This is a genomic window from Leucobacter chromiiresistens, assembly GCF_001477055.1.
GTDB lineage: Bacteria > Actinomycetota > Actinomycetes > Actinomycetales > Microbacteriaceae > Leucobacter > Leucobacter chromiiresistens_A.
Genome location: NZ_LDRK01000038.1, coordinates 17,947 through 32,787, shown reverse-complemented (window position 1 = coordinate 32,787; position 14,841 = coordinate 17,947). Strand labels below are relative to the sequence as shown.

Sequence of the window (14,841 nt, the reverse complement as noted above, 5' to 3'; positions counted from 1 at the left end):
GTTCTCCTCTCATTATGTCCGTCGTTCCGATGACTTCTCGCATCGACCGCTGCCGCACCCGTTCATGCGCCCTCGCCGCCGCCGATGTAGAGGTACGGATTCACGTCGGGGTACGCGTTGGAGGGGCGGGTCGAAAGCGTGAAGTGGGAGTGGGGCCCGGAGGTGCACCCGCTCATGCCGGCCAGCGCGACGGTCTGGCCGGCGCGCACCGAGGTGCCCGGCGCGACTCCGAGGGCCGCGGGGGAACCCGGGGCCACGTGGTTGTGCGAGCTGTAGAGCACCCGGCCGCGGTATTCGTGCCGGATCAGCACGGTGTAGTTCGGTCCGCGCCACCAGGTCGGCTCGGCGATGCACTTCGCTGGCGGCCCGGCCCCGTCGGCTCCGGCGAGAACGACCACGCCGTCGTAAGGCGCGTAGAGCGGGGAGCCCTCGGTGGTGCGGAGATCGATGGAGTACCCGTCGTGGAACCCCTGCGTGATGCCGGGCTCCGCGCTCGGCCACGCCCATCCGTTCGCACCGACTGCGCCGCCCGGAGCCTCGGCGGCCGGCGGCGGTCCGGCGTGCGCGGAGGCGCTCACCGCGCCGAACGGGCCGCCCGCCGTCACGTCGACCCGCGCGTCGGCGAGCGCTGCGTCGAGCTCGCAGCTCGCGATCTCGGTGTTCGCGGATGCTGCGATCTCCTGGGCCAGCGCACAGGGCTCGCCGGAGATGAATCCCGCTGCGGCATCGGCTGCGGCGAGCGCAGCCGCGTCGGCCGTCGCGGCCGCGCGATGTCCGGCTTCGAGGTGCGATGACGCTGTGATCACGGGAATACCGAGGCAGAGGGCGGCGGCCGCGCAGACGAGGGTGGCGGGGGCGCTCACGCGTGCGCGCCCTCAGTGGAACGCGCGGCGCACGAGCGCGACGTGATCGTCACGTGAGTCAGCAGTCCTCCGGCCGGCCTCGAACGCAGGGTGACGCAGTGCAGCGCGCCGTCGTCCTCGCGTTCGACCTCCACCCGCCCGCCGAGCCCGTCCAGTCGCGCCTCGGCGAGATCCCGGTCTCCGCGCGCCTCGAACCGCGCGATCTCGGCCGAGACGGAGACGAGTGCGATCCGGTGCGCAGCGAGGAGGATCCCGCCGATCACGAGCCCGAGCACGGCGAGCACGGCGGGCACGACGATCGCGAATTCAGCTGTCACCGTGCCGCGATCGTCGTGCCGCAGTGCCGCGAGCATCAGGATGCCGTGCCGAGGGCGTTCTCGACGAGCTGGACGAGCATCGCGCGGATCTCGCTCGAACGCATGATCGCGACGAGCAGGCCGGCGAAGGCCACCGCCGCCATGATGACGATCGCGTACTCCGCCGTCACGGCTCCGCGCTCGTCGTCGACGAGTGCTCGCATCCCGGAAACGGGAGCGTACGCGCGGCCCCCGCCCCGGGCTGCGCGGCGACGACGCGTCGAGCGCGCTCGTCGCAGCCGTCGATCGGTGCGCTCGGATGTCATTCCTCGGTCGGACACGAGCTGAAGTGTGGGCTGCATCGGAACTCTCCTTGACCTCGCACGGCCCCGGCGGTCGCCGGTGCACTCATCCTCACCGAATGCAGCAAGGCGCAGCGCCCGGCAACCGAGAACTGTGGAGAAGTCCGGACGACGCGCGTGGTTCACTGCCTGTGGAGAATGCACGCGACTCCCGGATCCTCGGCAGTCGCGCCGTGGGCACGGGCGCGCAGTTCGCGCCGCACCCGTAGCACACCGGCACCGCAGCGAATGAACTGATCTAGATGAGGCTTGCCTAACTTTCTGCTAGATTGACGGAGGCCTTCTCAGCCGCTGGCGCTTTTCGGCGCCATGACCCTACTCCCACACGAAGGGAGCGCTTGTGCGCACTTCCCGTCTCCTCGCCGCCGCCGGCGTCGCCGCGGCCCTCGCAATCGGGCTCACCGCTTGCAGCCCCTCCTCCTCCGACCCCGCCTCATCCGCAGCGGGCAATCCCGCTGACGACAGCGCCTTCCCCGTCACGATCGAGCACGCCTACGGCGAGACGACGATCACCGAGAAGCCCGAGCGCGTCGCCAGCATCGCGTGGGCGAATCACGAGGTTCCGCTCGCCCTCGGCATCGTGCCCGTCGGCATGAGCAAGGCGACCTGGGGCGATGATGACGACAACGGGATTCTGCCGTGGGTCGAGGAGAAGCTCGACGAGCTCGGAGCCGATGAGCCCGCCCTCTTCGACGAGACCGACGGCATCGACTACGAAGCCGTGGCAGACACGCAGCCCGACGTCATTCTCGCGGCATACTCCGGGCTGACCCGCGAGGAGTACGACACGCTCTCGAAGATCGCTCCCGTCGTGGCCTACCCCGACGTCGCCTGGGGCACTCCGGTCGACGAGATGATCGAGATGAACTCCGCGGCTCTCGGCCTCGGCGCCGAAGGCGATGCCCTGATCGAGCAGCTCGATTCCGACGCGGACGCAGCGCTCGAAGCGCACAGCGTCCTGAAGGACAAGAAGATCCTGTTCGCCTACATCGACCCCTCCGATCTCAGCCAGGTGGGCTACTACACGGCGGCCGACACGCGCCCCGGCTATCTGCACGACGATCTCGGCCTGCCGCTCCCCTCGATCGTCGAGGAGAACGCGGACAGCGAGGAGTTCTATCTCACCGCGAGTGCGGAGGACGCCGATAAGTTCTCCGATGTCGATGTGTTCGTGACGTACGGCGACGACTCGCTGATCGCCACCCTCCAGGCCGACCCGCTGCTGTCGAAGATTCCCGCGATCGCCGAGGGACGCATCGCGATCCTGCCGGATGCGACGCCGATCGCCGCCTCCGCCAACCCGTCTCCGCTGTCGATTCCCTGGGGGCTCGACGACTACCTCGGGATGCTCGCAGCTCCGCTCGAGCAGTGACGCTCGGCGTCGGGTTCTCGCTCTGACATGGTGTCCGCTCTCATCTCACCCATGCCGGTCGTCGCGAGTCTGCAGCGACCGGCATGGGCCCGCGCCTCTTGGCTGCTCGTCGGTTCCGCCGTACTGGTCGTGCTGTGCGCGCTCTCGGTGAGCTTCGGCGTCCGTGAGGTCGGGTTCGGCGACATCGTCGCCGCGCTCGGAGGTCACGACGACACGCTTGCGCAGGCTGCCGTGATCAAGCGGATTCCGCGCACGGTGCTCGCGCTGCTCGTCGGCGCGAGCCTCGCGCTCTCGGGTGCGACGATGCAGGCCGTCACGCGCAATCCAGTAGCGGATCCCGGCATCCTCGGCGTCTCCAATGGAGCATCGCTCGCCGTGGTCTGCGGGATCGCCTTCTTCAGCATCAGGAATCCCTACGGCCAGATGACGCTCGCGATCGTCGGGGCCGCCCTCGCCGCGGCATTCGTGTACACCGTGGGTTCGCTCGGCCGCGGCGGCGCGACTCCGCTGAAGCTCGCCCTGGCGGGAGCTGCGACGTCGGCGGCGTTCGCCTCGCTGATCAGCGCCGTGATGCTGCCGCGCGTCGACGCCCTGCCCGCATTCCAGTCGTGGCAGATCGGCGGTGTCGGCGGTGCGGAGTGGCCCCGGATCGCGATCACGGCGCCGGTGCTCGCTCTGGGAGCGCTGATCTGCTTCGCGAGCGCGAAAGGGATGAACTCCCTCGCGCTCGGCGACGAGATGGCCCGCGGGCTCGGCGAGCAGGTCTTCCGCACGCGCCTGGTCTCGGCACTCGGGGCGGTGATCCTCGCGGGTGCTGCGACGGCGATCGCCGGACCGATCGGATTCGTGGGCCTCGTCATCCCGCACGCCTGCCGGTTGCTGATCGGCACCGATCATCGCTGGCTGCTCCCCTTCTCCGCTCTGGCCGGCGCGGGGCTGCTCCTGGCGAGCGACATCATCGGCCGGGTCGTGTCGCCGGGCTCGGAGGAGATCCAGGTCGGCATCATCACTGCGATCATCGGCGCACCGTTCTTCATCTGGATCGTGCGGCGCCAGAGAGTTCGAGAACTGTGAACGCGATGAGCCGGACCGCCCGCCTGCACGAGGCCCCGCCCTGCGACAGCACGGCCGCGATCATCTCCGGTCGTCGATCGCGGCGCAGACGTCACGCGAGAGTGACGATCCTGCTCGGTGCGCTGCTCGTCGCCCTCTTCACCGTCGCCCTCATGGTCGGGAACACGTTCTACCCGCTGGACGAGGTCGTCCGAGTGCTCTTCGGCGAAACGGTCCCGGGGGCCTCGTTCACGGTCGGAGAGCTGCGACTGCCGCGCGCCGTGCTCGCCATCCTGGCCGGCGGGTCGTTCGGCATCGCCGGTGTGACCTTCCAGACGCTGCTGCGCAACCCGCTCGCGTCGCCCGACATCATCGGCGTCTCGAATGGCGCCGGGGCCGCTGCCGTCATCGGCATCATCGTGCTCTCCGCAGACGGGCCGCTGGTCTCTCTGCTGGCACTCGGCGGTGCTCTGCTCACAGCGGGTGCGATCTACCTCTTGTCGATGAAGGGCGGCTTCGCCGGCACCCGACTCATCCTCATCGGGATCGGGATCGCGGCGATGCTGCAGAGCATCATCTCCTACCTGCTGTCGCGCGCCGCGGCCTGGGATATCCAGACGGCCATGCAGTGGCTCGCCGGCAGCCTGAACAATGCGTCGTGGGAGCGTGCAGCGCCCCTCCTCCTCGCTGTGATCTGCATCGTTCCTCTGATGCTCTCGCAGGGTCGCGCACTCGGCGCGCTCCGCCTGGGCGACGACTCGGCCGCCGGCCTCGGGGTTCGCGTGAACCCGACCCGTGTGCTCCTCATCCTCGGCGCGGTGACGCTCCTGGCCTGTGCGACCGCGGCCACCGGACCGATCGCGTTCGTCGCGTTCATGGCCGGCCCCATCGCGGCTCGGCTCACCGGCCCGGGAGCGAATCTGCTGGCGCCGACTGCCCTCGTGGGTGCCGCGCTGGTGCTGAGCAGCGACCTCATCGGCCAGTTCGCCTTCGGAGAGCGCTACCCGGTGGGCGTGATCACGGGCGTGCTCGGAGCTCCCTATCTGATCTATCTCCTCATCCGCACCAACCGCTCGGGAGGCTCACTGTGACCGAAGCGCACGCGCTGCAGGCGAATGCCGTCACCCTCGGATACGGCGATCGCACCGTTGTTCGAGACCTGGATCTCGACATCGCTCCGGGCCGCATCACCACCATCGTCGGAGCCAACGGCTGCGGCAAGTCGACGCTCCTGCGCTCGCTCGCCCGCCTGCTCAGGCCCTCCTCAGGACAGATCGTGCTCGACGGCGCCTCGGTGCACGCGAGACCCACGAAGGAGGTGGCGCGGATCATCGGGCTGCTGCCGCAATCGCCCGTCGCTCCCGAGGGCATCGCGGTGGCCGACCTCGTGGGGCGCGGTCGGCACCCTCACCAGACGATGTTCTCGCGGTGGAGCCCGCGCGACTACGAGGTGGTGGCCGACGCGCTCGAGGCGACCGGAATCGCAGAGCTGGCGGATCGGAGCGTGGACGAGCTCTCGGGAGGGCAGCGTCAACGCGTGTGGATCGCTATGGCACTGGCTCAGGAGACCGACGTTCTCCTGCTCGATGAGCCCACGACCTTCCTCGATGTCGCGCACCAGGTCGAAGTGCTCGATCTGCTCACCGATCTGAACGCTGCGCACGGCACGACGATCGTCATGGTGCTGCACGACCTCAATCTTGCAGCACGGTACTCCGATCGGCTCGTCGCCATGAAGAACGGCCGCGTGCACATCACCGGCACTCCGCAGGAGGTGGTGACCGTCGAGCACGTCGAAGAGGTGTTCGGCCTCGCCAACCGGGTCACCGCGGACCCGGTTTCGGGCAAGCCGCTGGTGACGCCCATCGGGAGGCACCATGTCGGCTGAGCAGCGCGCACAACGCCCCTCATCCGTGCTCGCCTGAGCTGGGAAGCGCGTCACACGGCCCCGAACATCGACAGCACGACGGGGAGCACCCCGAGCACGATGAACGACGGCAGCACGCAGACCCCGAGGGGCAGCAGCACCCGCACGCCGAGACGCTCCGCCTCGCGCTCGAGGCGCGCGGCGGCGGCGGCGCGCTCCGCATCGGCCTGCTCCAGCAGCAGCGGGCGCATCGGCACCCCGGCGGACTCGGCGGCGGCGACCGTCGCGAGCAGCGGGCTTCCGGCGCAGAAGCCGCCGAACGGCACCCACTCCGCCCCGAACTCGTCGACGCGGTCCACCACGATCCGCATCGCGACGACGGGCGGTGCGCCGCCTCCGAGCGCTACCCAGAGCAGTTCGCTCGGCAGCCCCGCGATCGTGTCCTCGCGCGCCGCGCGGCGCTGCAGCAGGCGCGACCAGTGCACCCCGATGCCGAGCAGCCCGGCGCCGACCGCGGCGATCACCGCTCCCGCAGGGCCGATCAGCACCGGCACCGGGTCGAAGCCGAGCAGCAGGCCGAGGAGCAGTGCCAGGATCGGCAGGGCCGCCACCATCCGCACCGTCGCTCGCGGCCCCGCCAGCAGCACCGACCGGCGTGCGCGCATCTGATCCAGTTCGCGCAGGGCCTCCGCGATGCGCTGCAGTGCGGGGGCGAGGGGCGCTCCGCAGACCTCGGCGATGCGCCACGCGACCGCGAGCACCCGCCATTCCGGCTCCTCCGCGGCGGCGAGCGCGGAGGGGATCGGGACGCCGTCGGCGACTCGCCCGCCGATGATGCCGGTCGCGGAGGTCGGCGATGCGTCCGCGGAGATCAGGGCGACGGCTCGAGCAGCAGGCACTCCCCCGCGCAGCAGCGCCGCGGCGCGCTCTGCGGCCACCGCCGCCTCGGAGCGCTGCTCCGCGGCCGCAGCCGGCGTGAGGCCGGGAACCCGTGCGCGCAGTCGTTCGCCGAGGCTCGCACCCATGCGCTAGGCCACCACCCTGCGCACGCCCAGCAGCCGATCGTCGGTCAGTTCGAGTGCCCCGATCGCACGCACTCGCGGGCCGCGACGGGTGCGCTCGACCTGCACGACGGCGTGGAGCGCCCCGACCGCCTGCCGGGCGAGCGCCTCGGGCGTCCACCCGGCGAGCGCTCCGAGGGCTTCGAGGCGAGCCGGAACCTCCTCCAAGCGGCTCGCGTGGAGCGTGCCGGCCCCACCGTCGTGTCCCGTGTTGAGCGCGGCGAGCAGTGTCGAGATCTCAGCACCCCGACATTCGCCGAGCACGATGCGATCGGGGCGCATGCGCAGCGCCTCGCGCAGCAGACGGTCGATCGACACCTCGCCGATGCCCTCGGCGCTCGCCTGGCGCGTCTCCAGGGCGACCGAGTGGCGGTGCCGCAGTCTCAGCTCGGCGACGTCCTCGATCGTCAGGATGCGCTCGTGCGGCGGTGCGAGGTCGAGCAGAGCTGCGAGCACCGTGGTCTTGCCGCTCCCCGTGCCTCCCGTGATGAGCACGTTGCGGCGGTCGACGATCAGTTCGCGCAGCATCGAGGCGGTGCGCGCCGCGCACAGGCCTGCCGCGACGAGTTCGTCGAAGCTCGGGGGCGAGATGCGCGGCAGCCGGATCGAGACTGCGGCGCCCCCGACTGCGATCGGGGGCAGCACCGCGTGCACGCGCATTCCGTCGCCCAGCCGCACGTCCGCGCAGGGGTGCAGCTCATCGAGGTGCCGCCCGCCCGCAGCGATCAGGCCGGTGGCGAGTCGATGCACGGCGTCGGGCTCCGCCCGCCACTCGCGCACCTCGTGGAGGGAGCCGGTGCGATCGAGCCACAACCGGCCGACCCCCTCGCGCACCTGCACCACGAGGTCCCGCAGCTCGGGGTCGTCGAGCAGGGGCAGGAGCCCGCCGAACGAGCGCCTCGCCGCACGGCTGAGCGCGGCGGATCGGCTGGCGACCGCGTGCGCCGAGCCGCTCGACGGCGGGTGATCCGTGTTCTCGTCTGGAGCCATGCGGCCATTCGAGCAGGCACGCCCCGCCTCGCGGGGACGCGTCGCGGAATCTGTGCGCAACGCGGCGGCCCGCCGCGATCCCCGACGATGTGAGCGGACGTCTGAACGGCACGGCACCGCGACGCCAGCCACCCCGCGACTCCCGCGACCCCGCGACTTCCGCCACCCCGCGACCCACCGCGATCGGGGCCCGACGTGAAGCGAGCCGCACAGAAGGTATAGCCTGGATCTGCGTTTCGGGAGTGTTACGGACCCCGTGCGCGACTGAAGGGGGCCGGGTGCGAGCGATCGCCCCGGAAATCGATCGAAGATAAGGGCGTCAATGAGCGATCAGACCGGCAGTATCGAAAGCCACCACCTCCCCGAGGGAGCGACCCCGGAGACCTATGCTCCGAGTCCCGAGTTCCGCGACCAGGCGAATGTCGCCGACTCGTCCGTCTACTGGAGGGCCGCACAGGATCCCGAGGGGTACTGGGCGGAGCAGGCGCAGAACCTGCAGTGGACGAGACCGTTCACCGAGGTGCTCGACTGGACGAACCCGCCGTTCGCGAAGTGGTTCCAGGACGGCGAGCTGAACGTCGCGGCGAACTGCCTCGACCGTCACGTCGCCGCCGGCAACGGCGACCGCGTCGCACTGCACTTCGAGGGCGAACCGGGCGACACCCGCACCCTCACCTACGCAGAGCTCACCCACGAGGTGAAGCGGGCCGCGAACATGCTCACGAGCCTCGGCGTCGAGGCGGGCGACCGCGTCGCCATCTACATGCCGATGATCCCCGAGACCGTCATCGCGATGCTCGCCGTCGCGCGGCTGGGCGCCGCGCACTCCGTCGTGTTCGGCGGGTTCAGTGCGGAGAGCCTCCGCGCCCGCATCGACGACGCGGAGGCGCGGCTCGTGATCACGGCCGACGGCGGGTGGCGCAAGGGCCGCGTCTCGGCACTGAAGCCCACGGTCGACGATGCGCTCGCGCTCAACGGCGGCGGCAGCACCGTCACCCGAGTGCTGGTCGTCGAGCGCGCCGGCAACGAGGTGGCCTTCGACGAGGATCGCGACCTGTGGTGGCACCGCGAGATCACGGCGTTCGACGGCGAGCACGAGCCCCAGGGCTTCCCGGCCGAGAACCCGCTCTTCATCCTCTACACCTCGGGAACCACCGGCAAGCCGAAGGGCATCCTCCACACCTCCGGCGGCTATCTGACCCAGGTCTCCACCACGCACCGCGACGTGTTCGATCTGAAACCCGAGACCGACGTGTACTGGTGCACGGCCGACATCGGCTGGATCACGGGACACAGCTACGTCGTCTACGGGCCGCTCGCGAACGGCGCGACGCAGGTCATCTACGAGGGCACCCCCGAGACGCCCGACTGGGGGCGCTGGTGGTCCATCATCCAGAAGTACGGCGTCACGATCTTCTACACCGCGCCGACCGCGATCCGCGCCTGCATGAAGGTCGGCCGCCAGGTGCCCGAGCAGTACGATCTCTCGTCGATCCGCGTGCTCGGCTCGGTCGGCGAACCGATCAACCCGGAGGCCTGGCGCTGGTACCGGGAGGTCATCGGCGCCGGTTCGGCGCCCATCGTCGACACCTGGTGGCAGACCGAGACGGGCGCGATCATGATCTCGCCGCTGCCCGGCCTCACGCACTTGAAGCCGGGCAGCGCGCAGGTGCCGCAGCCGGGCATCTCGGTGGCGGTCGTCGGGGAGGACGGCGAGCCCGTGGACAACGGGCAGGGCGGCCTGCTGGTGGTGCAGCGCCCCTGGCCGTCGATGGTGCGCACCATCTGGGGCGACGATCAGCGGTTCATCGACACGTACTGGGCGAAGTTCGGCGACCGCTACTTCGCCGGCGACGGCGCCCGGCTCGACGACGACGGCGATGTCTGGCTGCTGGGCCGCGTCGACGACGTCATGAACGTGTCGGGCCACCGCCTCTCCACCGCGGAGATCGAGTCGGCGCTGGTCGAGCACCACGCCGTCGCCGAGTCGGCGGTCGTCGGCGCGGACGATGAGACGACCGGTCAGGCCGTGGTCGCGTTCGTGATCCTGAAGACGCAGCAGAGCATCCTGTCGCTCGAGGACGCGGAGCCCGAGCTGAAGAAGCACGTCGCCGCGCAGATCGGGGCGATCGCACGGCCCCGGCAGATCTTCATCGTCTCCGAGCTGCCGAAGACCCGCTCGGGCAAGATCATGCGCCGGCTCCTGAAGGACGCCGCGGAGGGACGCGATGTGGGCGATACGACCACGCTCGCCGACACCGCGGTGATGCAGACGATCTCGGATCGCGTGCGCAGCGAACGCGGCGCCTGATCGGGCGGCGCGGCGCCGAGTCGCACGCCGCTCGCACGGCGGAGGCCGGGCACCCGGATGGGGTGCCCGGCCTCTGCCGTGTCGACGCGGCGCGGGCGGACGCCGGCGCGGTCGCGGCGTCAGCGCTGCGCGCTGCCCGTCACTCCTCGATCTTGAAGACGAACTCGATCTCGACGGGGGCGTCGAGCGGGAGCACCGCGACGCCGACGGCGGAGCGCACGTGGATGCCGAGGTCGCCGAACACGCGGCCCAGGAACATCGAGGCTCCGTTCGCCACGGCGGGCTGGCCGGTGAACGACGGGTCTGACGCGATGAAGGCGGTCACCTTCACGACCTGCGAGATCTTGTCGAGCGACCCGATCACGCCGCGGGCCGCCGCGAGGGCGTTCAGCGCGCAGAGCTGCGCGAGCTCCTCGGCCCGCTCGGGCGACACGAGCCCGTCGCCGGCGCCCACCTTGCCCGTCTCGGGCAGTGCGCCGTTCACGAACGGGAGCTGACCGGCGGTGTAGACGTAGTCGCCGTCGCGCAGCGCCGGCACATAGGCGGCGACGGCGGCCGGAACCTCGGGAACCTCGTGCCCCAGTTCGCGCAGCCGATCCTCGATCACAGATGACATGTCAGGCCTTCCTCTTCTTCATGTATGCGACGTTGCCGCCGGCGGGCCCCTCGATGATCTGCACGAGCTCCCAGCCCTGGGAGCCCCAGTTGTTCAGAATCTGCGCCTCGTTGTGCAGCAGCAGGGGCGTCACGAAGTACTCCCAGGTCGGGGCGGCTTCGGTGGATTCACTCACGTGCGGATCTCCCTCGGTTGGCGTTCTTGCGCGCATGCCGACGATCGGCGTCGACGCAGCGCGGACGGGCGCGTTGCTGTTTTGTCAGCTACGTCGCTTACCCTTGATTCTATGACCCGTCAGACATCTCAGTCTTCGCGCGTGCGCTCGCAGAAACCGCGCACCGCAGGAGGGGCCCTCGCGGGGCTCCTCGGCGCGCTCGCCATGAGCGTGATCGCCGGCGTGCTCCTCACCGCAGCGGTGACTCCGGTCGTGGCCCTGAGCGGCACCGCCACGAAATCGGCGGTCGGCATCTTCGAGAGCCTCCCCGACCATCTCGATCCCGGCAAGCTCGCGGAGCCGTCGACGATCTACGCGACGGCGAACGACGGCAAGCAGATCGAGATCGCGACGTTCTACGATCAGGATCGCGAGACGCTGAGCTGGGATCAGATTCCGCAGTTCGTGAAGGATGCCGCGGTCGCCGAGGAGGATCCGCGCTTCTACACCCACGGCGGAGTCGACGTGCTCGCGACGGCGCGAGCGGTGCTGCAGAACGCGGCGGGCCAGAACCTCTCGGGCGCCTCGACCATCACCATGCAGTACGTGCGCAACGTGCTCATCCAGGAGGCCATCGCGATCCCCGACAAGGAGGCGCAGAAGGAGGCCTACGAGGATGCGATGCGCCAGGATGTGGATCGCAAGCTCAAGGAGATGAAGTACGCGATCTCCATCGAGAAGAAGTACCCGAAGGACGAGATCCTGCTCGGGTACCTGAACATCGCGCTGTTCGGCCGTCAGATCTACGGCATCGAGTCGGCGGCGAAGTACTACTACGGCAAGACCTCGGCCGACCTGACGCTCGCGGAGTCCGCGAGCCTCGTCGCGATCGTGAACAACCCGTCGGAGCTGCAGATCGACGTCGAGGAGAACATTCCGGCGAACACGGAGCGCCGCAACAAGATCCTCGACAGCATGCTCAGCCACGGGAAGATCACCGAGGCGCAGCACGACGAGGCCGTCGCGACAGCCGTCACCCCGAACATCACCCCGCGCGTGCAGGGCTGCAACGTCGCCGAGCAGAACCACGGGCTCGGAGCGTTCTGCGACTACGTGCAGCGGTACATCAAGGCCGACCCCAACTTCGGCGACACCCCCACCGAGCGCGAGTTCAACTTCAGCCGCGGCGGGTACAAGATCTACACGACGATCGACCTCGACATGCAGGCGGCCGGCAACGAGGCGACCCGCAACACGGTGCCCGCGCTCATGGAGGGCATCAAGGTCGGTTCGGCGTCGAGCAGCGTCGAGGTGGGCACCGGCAAGGTGCGCGCCATGGTGCAGAACCGGCCGTTCAACAACGCCGAGTCGTTCTTGAAGGAGCACCCCGAGTACACCACCGTGAACTACAACACGGATGAGGAGCTCGGCGGCTCCAGCGGCTTCCAGGTCGGATCGACGTTCAAGCCGATCACCCTCGCCGAATGGATCCGCACCGGGCATTCGGTGCGCGACATCGTCAACGTGAACAGCCGCAAGGGCGTGCCCCTGCAGTCGTTCCAGGCGAGCTGCATGCCCGACGGCGTCTACAGCTACGGCACGTTCGACTTCTCGAACGACAACGAGGGCATCAAGGGCAACCAGTCGGTGCTGACGACGATCGCGAACTCCATCAACGGCGGTATCGTCTCGATGCAGCAGAAGATGGATCTGTGCGGCACCTTCGAGACGGCCCGCGCGCTCGGCATCCACCGCGCCTCCGACCTGCCCGTGTGGTCGCAGGAGGAGATCGATCAGGGAATGGCCGCACCGGATCAGCTCGGCAAGACGAAGGTGCCCACGCTGACCAACAGCCCGCGCGACCTCTCGATGGTGCCCTCGAACACGTATGGCGGCGTCGACGAGATCGCCCCCATCACGATGGCCGCGGCGTACGGCGCGTTCGCCGGCGACGGCACCGTCTGCACGCCCGTGCCGATCGAGTCGATCGTCGACGACGCGGGCAATCAGGTGCCCTTCACGAAGAGCGAGTGCTCGCAGGCCATCGCGCCCGAGGTGGCCGCCGGTGTCGCCTTCGCGCTCGAGAACGCGGTGACCCGCGGTCTCGCGGACCACGCGCTGTCGTCGACCGGTGTACCGCACCTCGCGAAGACGGGTACCACCGACGACGTCATCGACAACTGGACCGTCGGGGCGAGCACGAAGGTCGCGACCGCGACGTGGGTGGGCAACGCCGACCCGTACTGCTCCGACCCGAACAACCCCGACAGCTGCGCCCGCGTCTCGACGATGGGCTTCGGCAACCTCATGTACGCGGACCAGACGATCTGGCCCGCGATCATGAACACCGCCGACGCGAAGTACGGCGGGGATCCGTTCCCGCAGCCCGATGAGGCCGCGATCCGCCAGACGATGGTCACCGTGCCCGACGTGAAGGGCAAGACGTTCGAGGAGGCGACGGGCATGCTGACGCAGCTCGGCTTCTCGGTGAGCGACGGCGGCGAGGTCGACTCCAGCGAGGCCGAGGGCCGCGCGGCCCGCACGGACCCGGAGGCGGGCGCGTCGGCCGGTCTCGGTGCGGGCGTGACGCTCTACCGCAGCAACGGCAAGGCCTCGAAGATTCCGGACGGGCTCGTCGGCCAGACGGGCAACAACGCGAAGTCGGCGTTGAACGGGGCCGGCTTCGGCAGCGTGGAGTTCGCCTGCGGCACGGGCAGCAGTTCGAACCCCAAGTCGAACAAGGTGGTCTCGGTGAGCCCCGACAGTGGCAGCGAAGCGAACCGCAGCGACACCGTCACGCTCACCCTGGCCTGCAGCAAGAAGGATTGAGCTTGGCACAGCATCCCGCACGCACGACGGCGGCCGTTCTCGGAGCGGCCGCCGTCGGCGTACTGACCTGGTCCACCCTGATCGAGCGCAGACTCTTCACGCTCCGTCGCCACACGCTGCCGGTGCTGCCGGAGTCGCGCACCCCGGTGCGGGTGCTGCAGCTCTCCGATCTGCACCTCGCCCCCTGGCAGGCGCAGAAGGTCGACTGGGTACGGTCCTTGGCGGAGCTGCGCCCCGATCTCGTGGTGCTCACCGGCGACCTTATGGGGCACCGCGAAGCCCTTCCGGCGCTGCTGCACGCCCTGCGCCCCGTCGTCGAGGGCACGCCGACCCTGTTCGTGCACGGGTCGAACGACTACTACGGGCCGCTGTTCAAGAACCCGCTCAAGTACCTCGTCGAATCGAGCCGGCGCAGCACGCGCACCCCCGACCTCGACAACGCGGCGATCACGCGGGGGCTCACCGGCCTCGGCGCCATCGATCTCAACAACAGCGCGGCGGAACTCACCATCCGCGGCACGCGCTTCGAGTGCCTCGGCCTGAACGACCCGCACATCAGGTACGACGACGTCGACCGCATGCGCGCTGCGGCGGCGCGGACGTTCTCGGAGACGCCCTCCGCCGGTCTTGGCGCCGCCGGTGCCGCTGACGGTGCCGCCGGTGCCGCTGAGGTCGCCGCCGCTGAATCGGCCTCCGTGCGCCTGGGAGTGGTGCACGCGCCCTACCAGGAGGCGCTGGGCGCCCTGCTGACGGCCGGTTCAGACGTGATCCTCGCCGGACACACCCACGGCGGCCAGGTGCGCGTGCCGGGCGTCGGGGCGCTCACCGCGAACTGCGATCTCCCCACGGAGCAGGCGCGGGGTCTGAGCGTCTGGTTCGACGCGCACCGGGCCGCCTTCCTGAACGTGAGCGCCGGCCTCGGCAACTCGATCTACGCCCCGGTGCGCTTCGCGTGCCGGCCGGAGGCGTCTCTGCTCACCCTCGAATCGGCGTAGCGCGCATCGGCGCAGCGCGCGCATGAACGCGGGAAGCGCGAACGGCCCCGGGATTCGGTAACACCGATTCCC

Annotated in this window: 14 protein-coding genes; 7 read left to right on the top strand and 7 right to left on the bottom strand. The window is 69.9% G+C overall.

The features are described from left to right. Nucleotides 1–62 precede the first annotated feature (62 nt). The 3 genes from NS354_RS07375 to NS354_RS13805 are packed head-to-tail and all read right to left on the bottom strand — an operon-like array spanning nt 63 to nt 1,383. Nucleotides 63–863, bottom strand: a complete 801-nt coding sequence (locus NS354_RS07375) for a M23 family metallopeptidase (protein ID WP_058593923.1) — start codon at nt 861–863, stop codon at nt 63–65. Beyond that, entirely contained in the window at nt 860–1,216 is a 357-nt protein-coding gene (locus NS354_RS07370) for a TadE/TadG family type IV pilus assembly protein (RefSeq protein ID WP_058593922.1), read from the bottom strand. The genes NS354_RS07375 and NS354_RS07370 overlap by 4 nt, the downstream gene beginning before the upstream one ends. Next, complete coding sequence (locus NS354_RS13805; protein WP_241490414.1) at nt 1,216–1,383, bottom strand: DUF4244 domain-containing protein; 168 nt, start codon at nt 1,381–1,383, stop codon at nt 1,216–1,218. The genes NS354_RS07370 and NS354_RS13805 overlap by 1 nt, the downstream gene beginning before the upstream one ends. 478 nt (nt 1,384–1,861) lie before the next feature. Here NS354_RS13805 and NS354_RS07365 point away from each other — a divergent pair, with 478 nt between their 5' ends. Genes NS354_RS07365 through NS354_RS07350 form a run of 4 tightly spaced genes read left to right on the top strand, consistent with a single transcriptional unit; the run spans nt 1,862 to nt 5,834 of the window. Next, nucleotides 1,862–2,893 carry an iron-siderophore ABC transporter substrate-binding protein gene (locus NS354_RS07365; RefSeq protein WP_058593921.1) on the top strand — a complete coding sequence of 344 codons (1,032 nt, stop codon included), beginning with the start codon at nt 1,862–1,864 and terminating at the stop codon, nt 2,891–2,893. Nucleotides 2,894–2,944: 51 nt separating this feature from the next. Beyond that, nucleotides 2,945–3,967, top strand: a complete 1,023-nt coding sequence (locus tag NS354_RS07360) for a FecCD family ABC transporter permease (RefSeq protein WP_241490413.1) — start codon at nt 2,945–2,947, stop codon at nt 3,965–3,967. A gap of 5 nt (nt 3,968–3,972) precedes the next feature. Next, the gene (locus NS354_RS07355) at nt 3,973–5,037 is read left to right on the top strand and encodes a FecCD family ABC transporter permease (RefSeq protein WP_058593934.1); all 1,065 of its coding nucleotides are present in this window, start codon (nt 3,973–3,975) and stop codon (nt 5,035–5,037) included. Continuing rightward, nucleotides 5,034–5,834 carry an ABC transporter ATP-binding protein gene (locus tag NS354_RS07350; protein WP_058593919.1) on the top strand — a complete coding sequence of 267 codons (801 nt, stop codon included), beginning with the start codon at nt 5,034–5,036 and terminating at the stop codon, nt 5,832–5,834. Before NS354_RS07355 ends, NS354_RS07350 begins: the two co-directional genes overlap by 4 nt. A gap of 50 nt (nt 5,835–5,884) precedes the next feature. On the opposite strand, the gene NS354_RS07345 is transcribed toward NS354_RS07350, so the two are convergent. Continuing rightward, a complete protein-coding gene (locus NS354_RS07345; protein WP_058593918.1) occupies nt 5,885–6,838 on the bottom strand; it encodes a type II secretion system F family protein in 954 nt (317 codons plus the stop codon). 3 nt (nt 6,839–6,841) lie between these two features. Further along, entirely contained in the window at nt 6,842–7,864 is a 1,023-nt protein-coding gene (locus NS354_RS07340; RefSeq protein WP_058593917.1) for a CpaF family protein, read from the bottom strand. Nucleotides 7,865–8,186: 322 nt separating this feature from the next. On the opposite strand from NS354_RS07340, the gene acs reads away from it, so the two are divergent. Continuing rightward, nucleotides 8,187–10,175 carry an acetate--CoA ligase gene (acs, locus tag NS354_RS07335; RefSeq protein WP_193750728.1) on the top strand — a complete coding sequence of 663 codons (1,989 nt, stop codon included), beginning with the start codon at nt 8,187–8,189 and terminating at the stop codon, nt 10,173–10,175. A 139-nt stretch (nt 10,176–10,314) separates the two neighbouring features. Here acs and NS354_RS07330 read toward each other — a convergent pair whose 3' ends face one another. Both NS354_RS07330 and NS354_RS13380 read right to left on the bottom strand, forming a co-directional pair. Further along, on the bottom strand, nt 10,315–10,791 hold the full coding sequence (locus tag NS354_RS07330) for a RidA family protein (RefSeq protein WP_058593916.1): 477 nt from the start codon (nt 10,789–10,791) through the stop codon (nt 10,315–10,317). A 1-nt stretch (nt 10,792) separates the two neighbouring features. After that, complete coding sequence (locus tag NS354_RS13380; protein ID WP_010154983.1) at nt 10,793–10,966, bottom strand: DUF4177 domain-containing protein; 174 nt, start codon at nt 10,964–10,966, stop codon at nt 10,793–10,795. A 141-nt stretch (nt 10,967–11,107) separates the two neighbouring features. Between NS354_RS13380 and NS354_RS07325 the strand changes: the two genes are divergently transcribed. Both NS354_RS07325 and NS354_RS07320 read left to right on the top strand, forming a co-directional pair. Next, nucleotides 11,108–13,774, top strand: a complete 2,667-nt coding sequence (locus tag NS354_RS07325; RefSeq protein ID WP_058593915.1) for a transglycosylase domain-containing protein — start codon at nt 11,108–11,110, stop codon at nt 13,772–13,774. A gap of 2 nt (nt 13,775–13,776) precedes the next feature. Beyond that, on the top strand, nt 13,777–14,769 hold the full coding sequence (locus NS354_RS07320; RefSeq protein ID WP_058593914.1) for a metallophosphoesterase: 993 nt from the start codon (nt 13,777–13,779) through the stop codon (nt 14,767–14,769). Nucleotides 14,770–14,841: the final 72 nt, after the last annotated feature.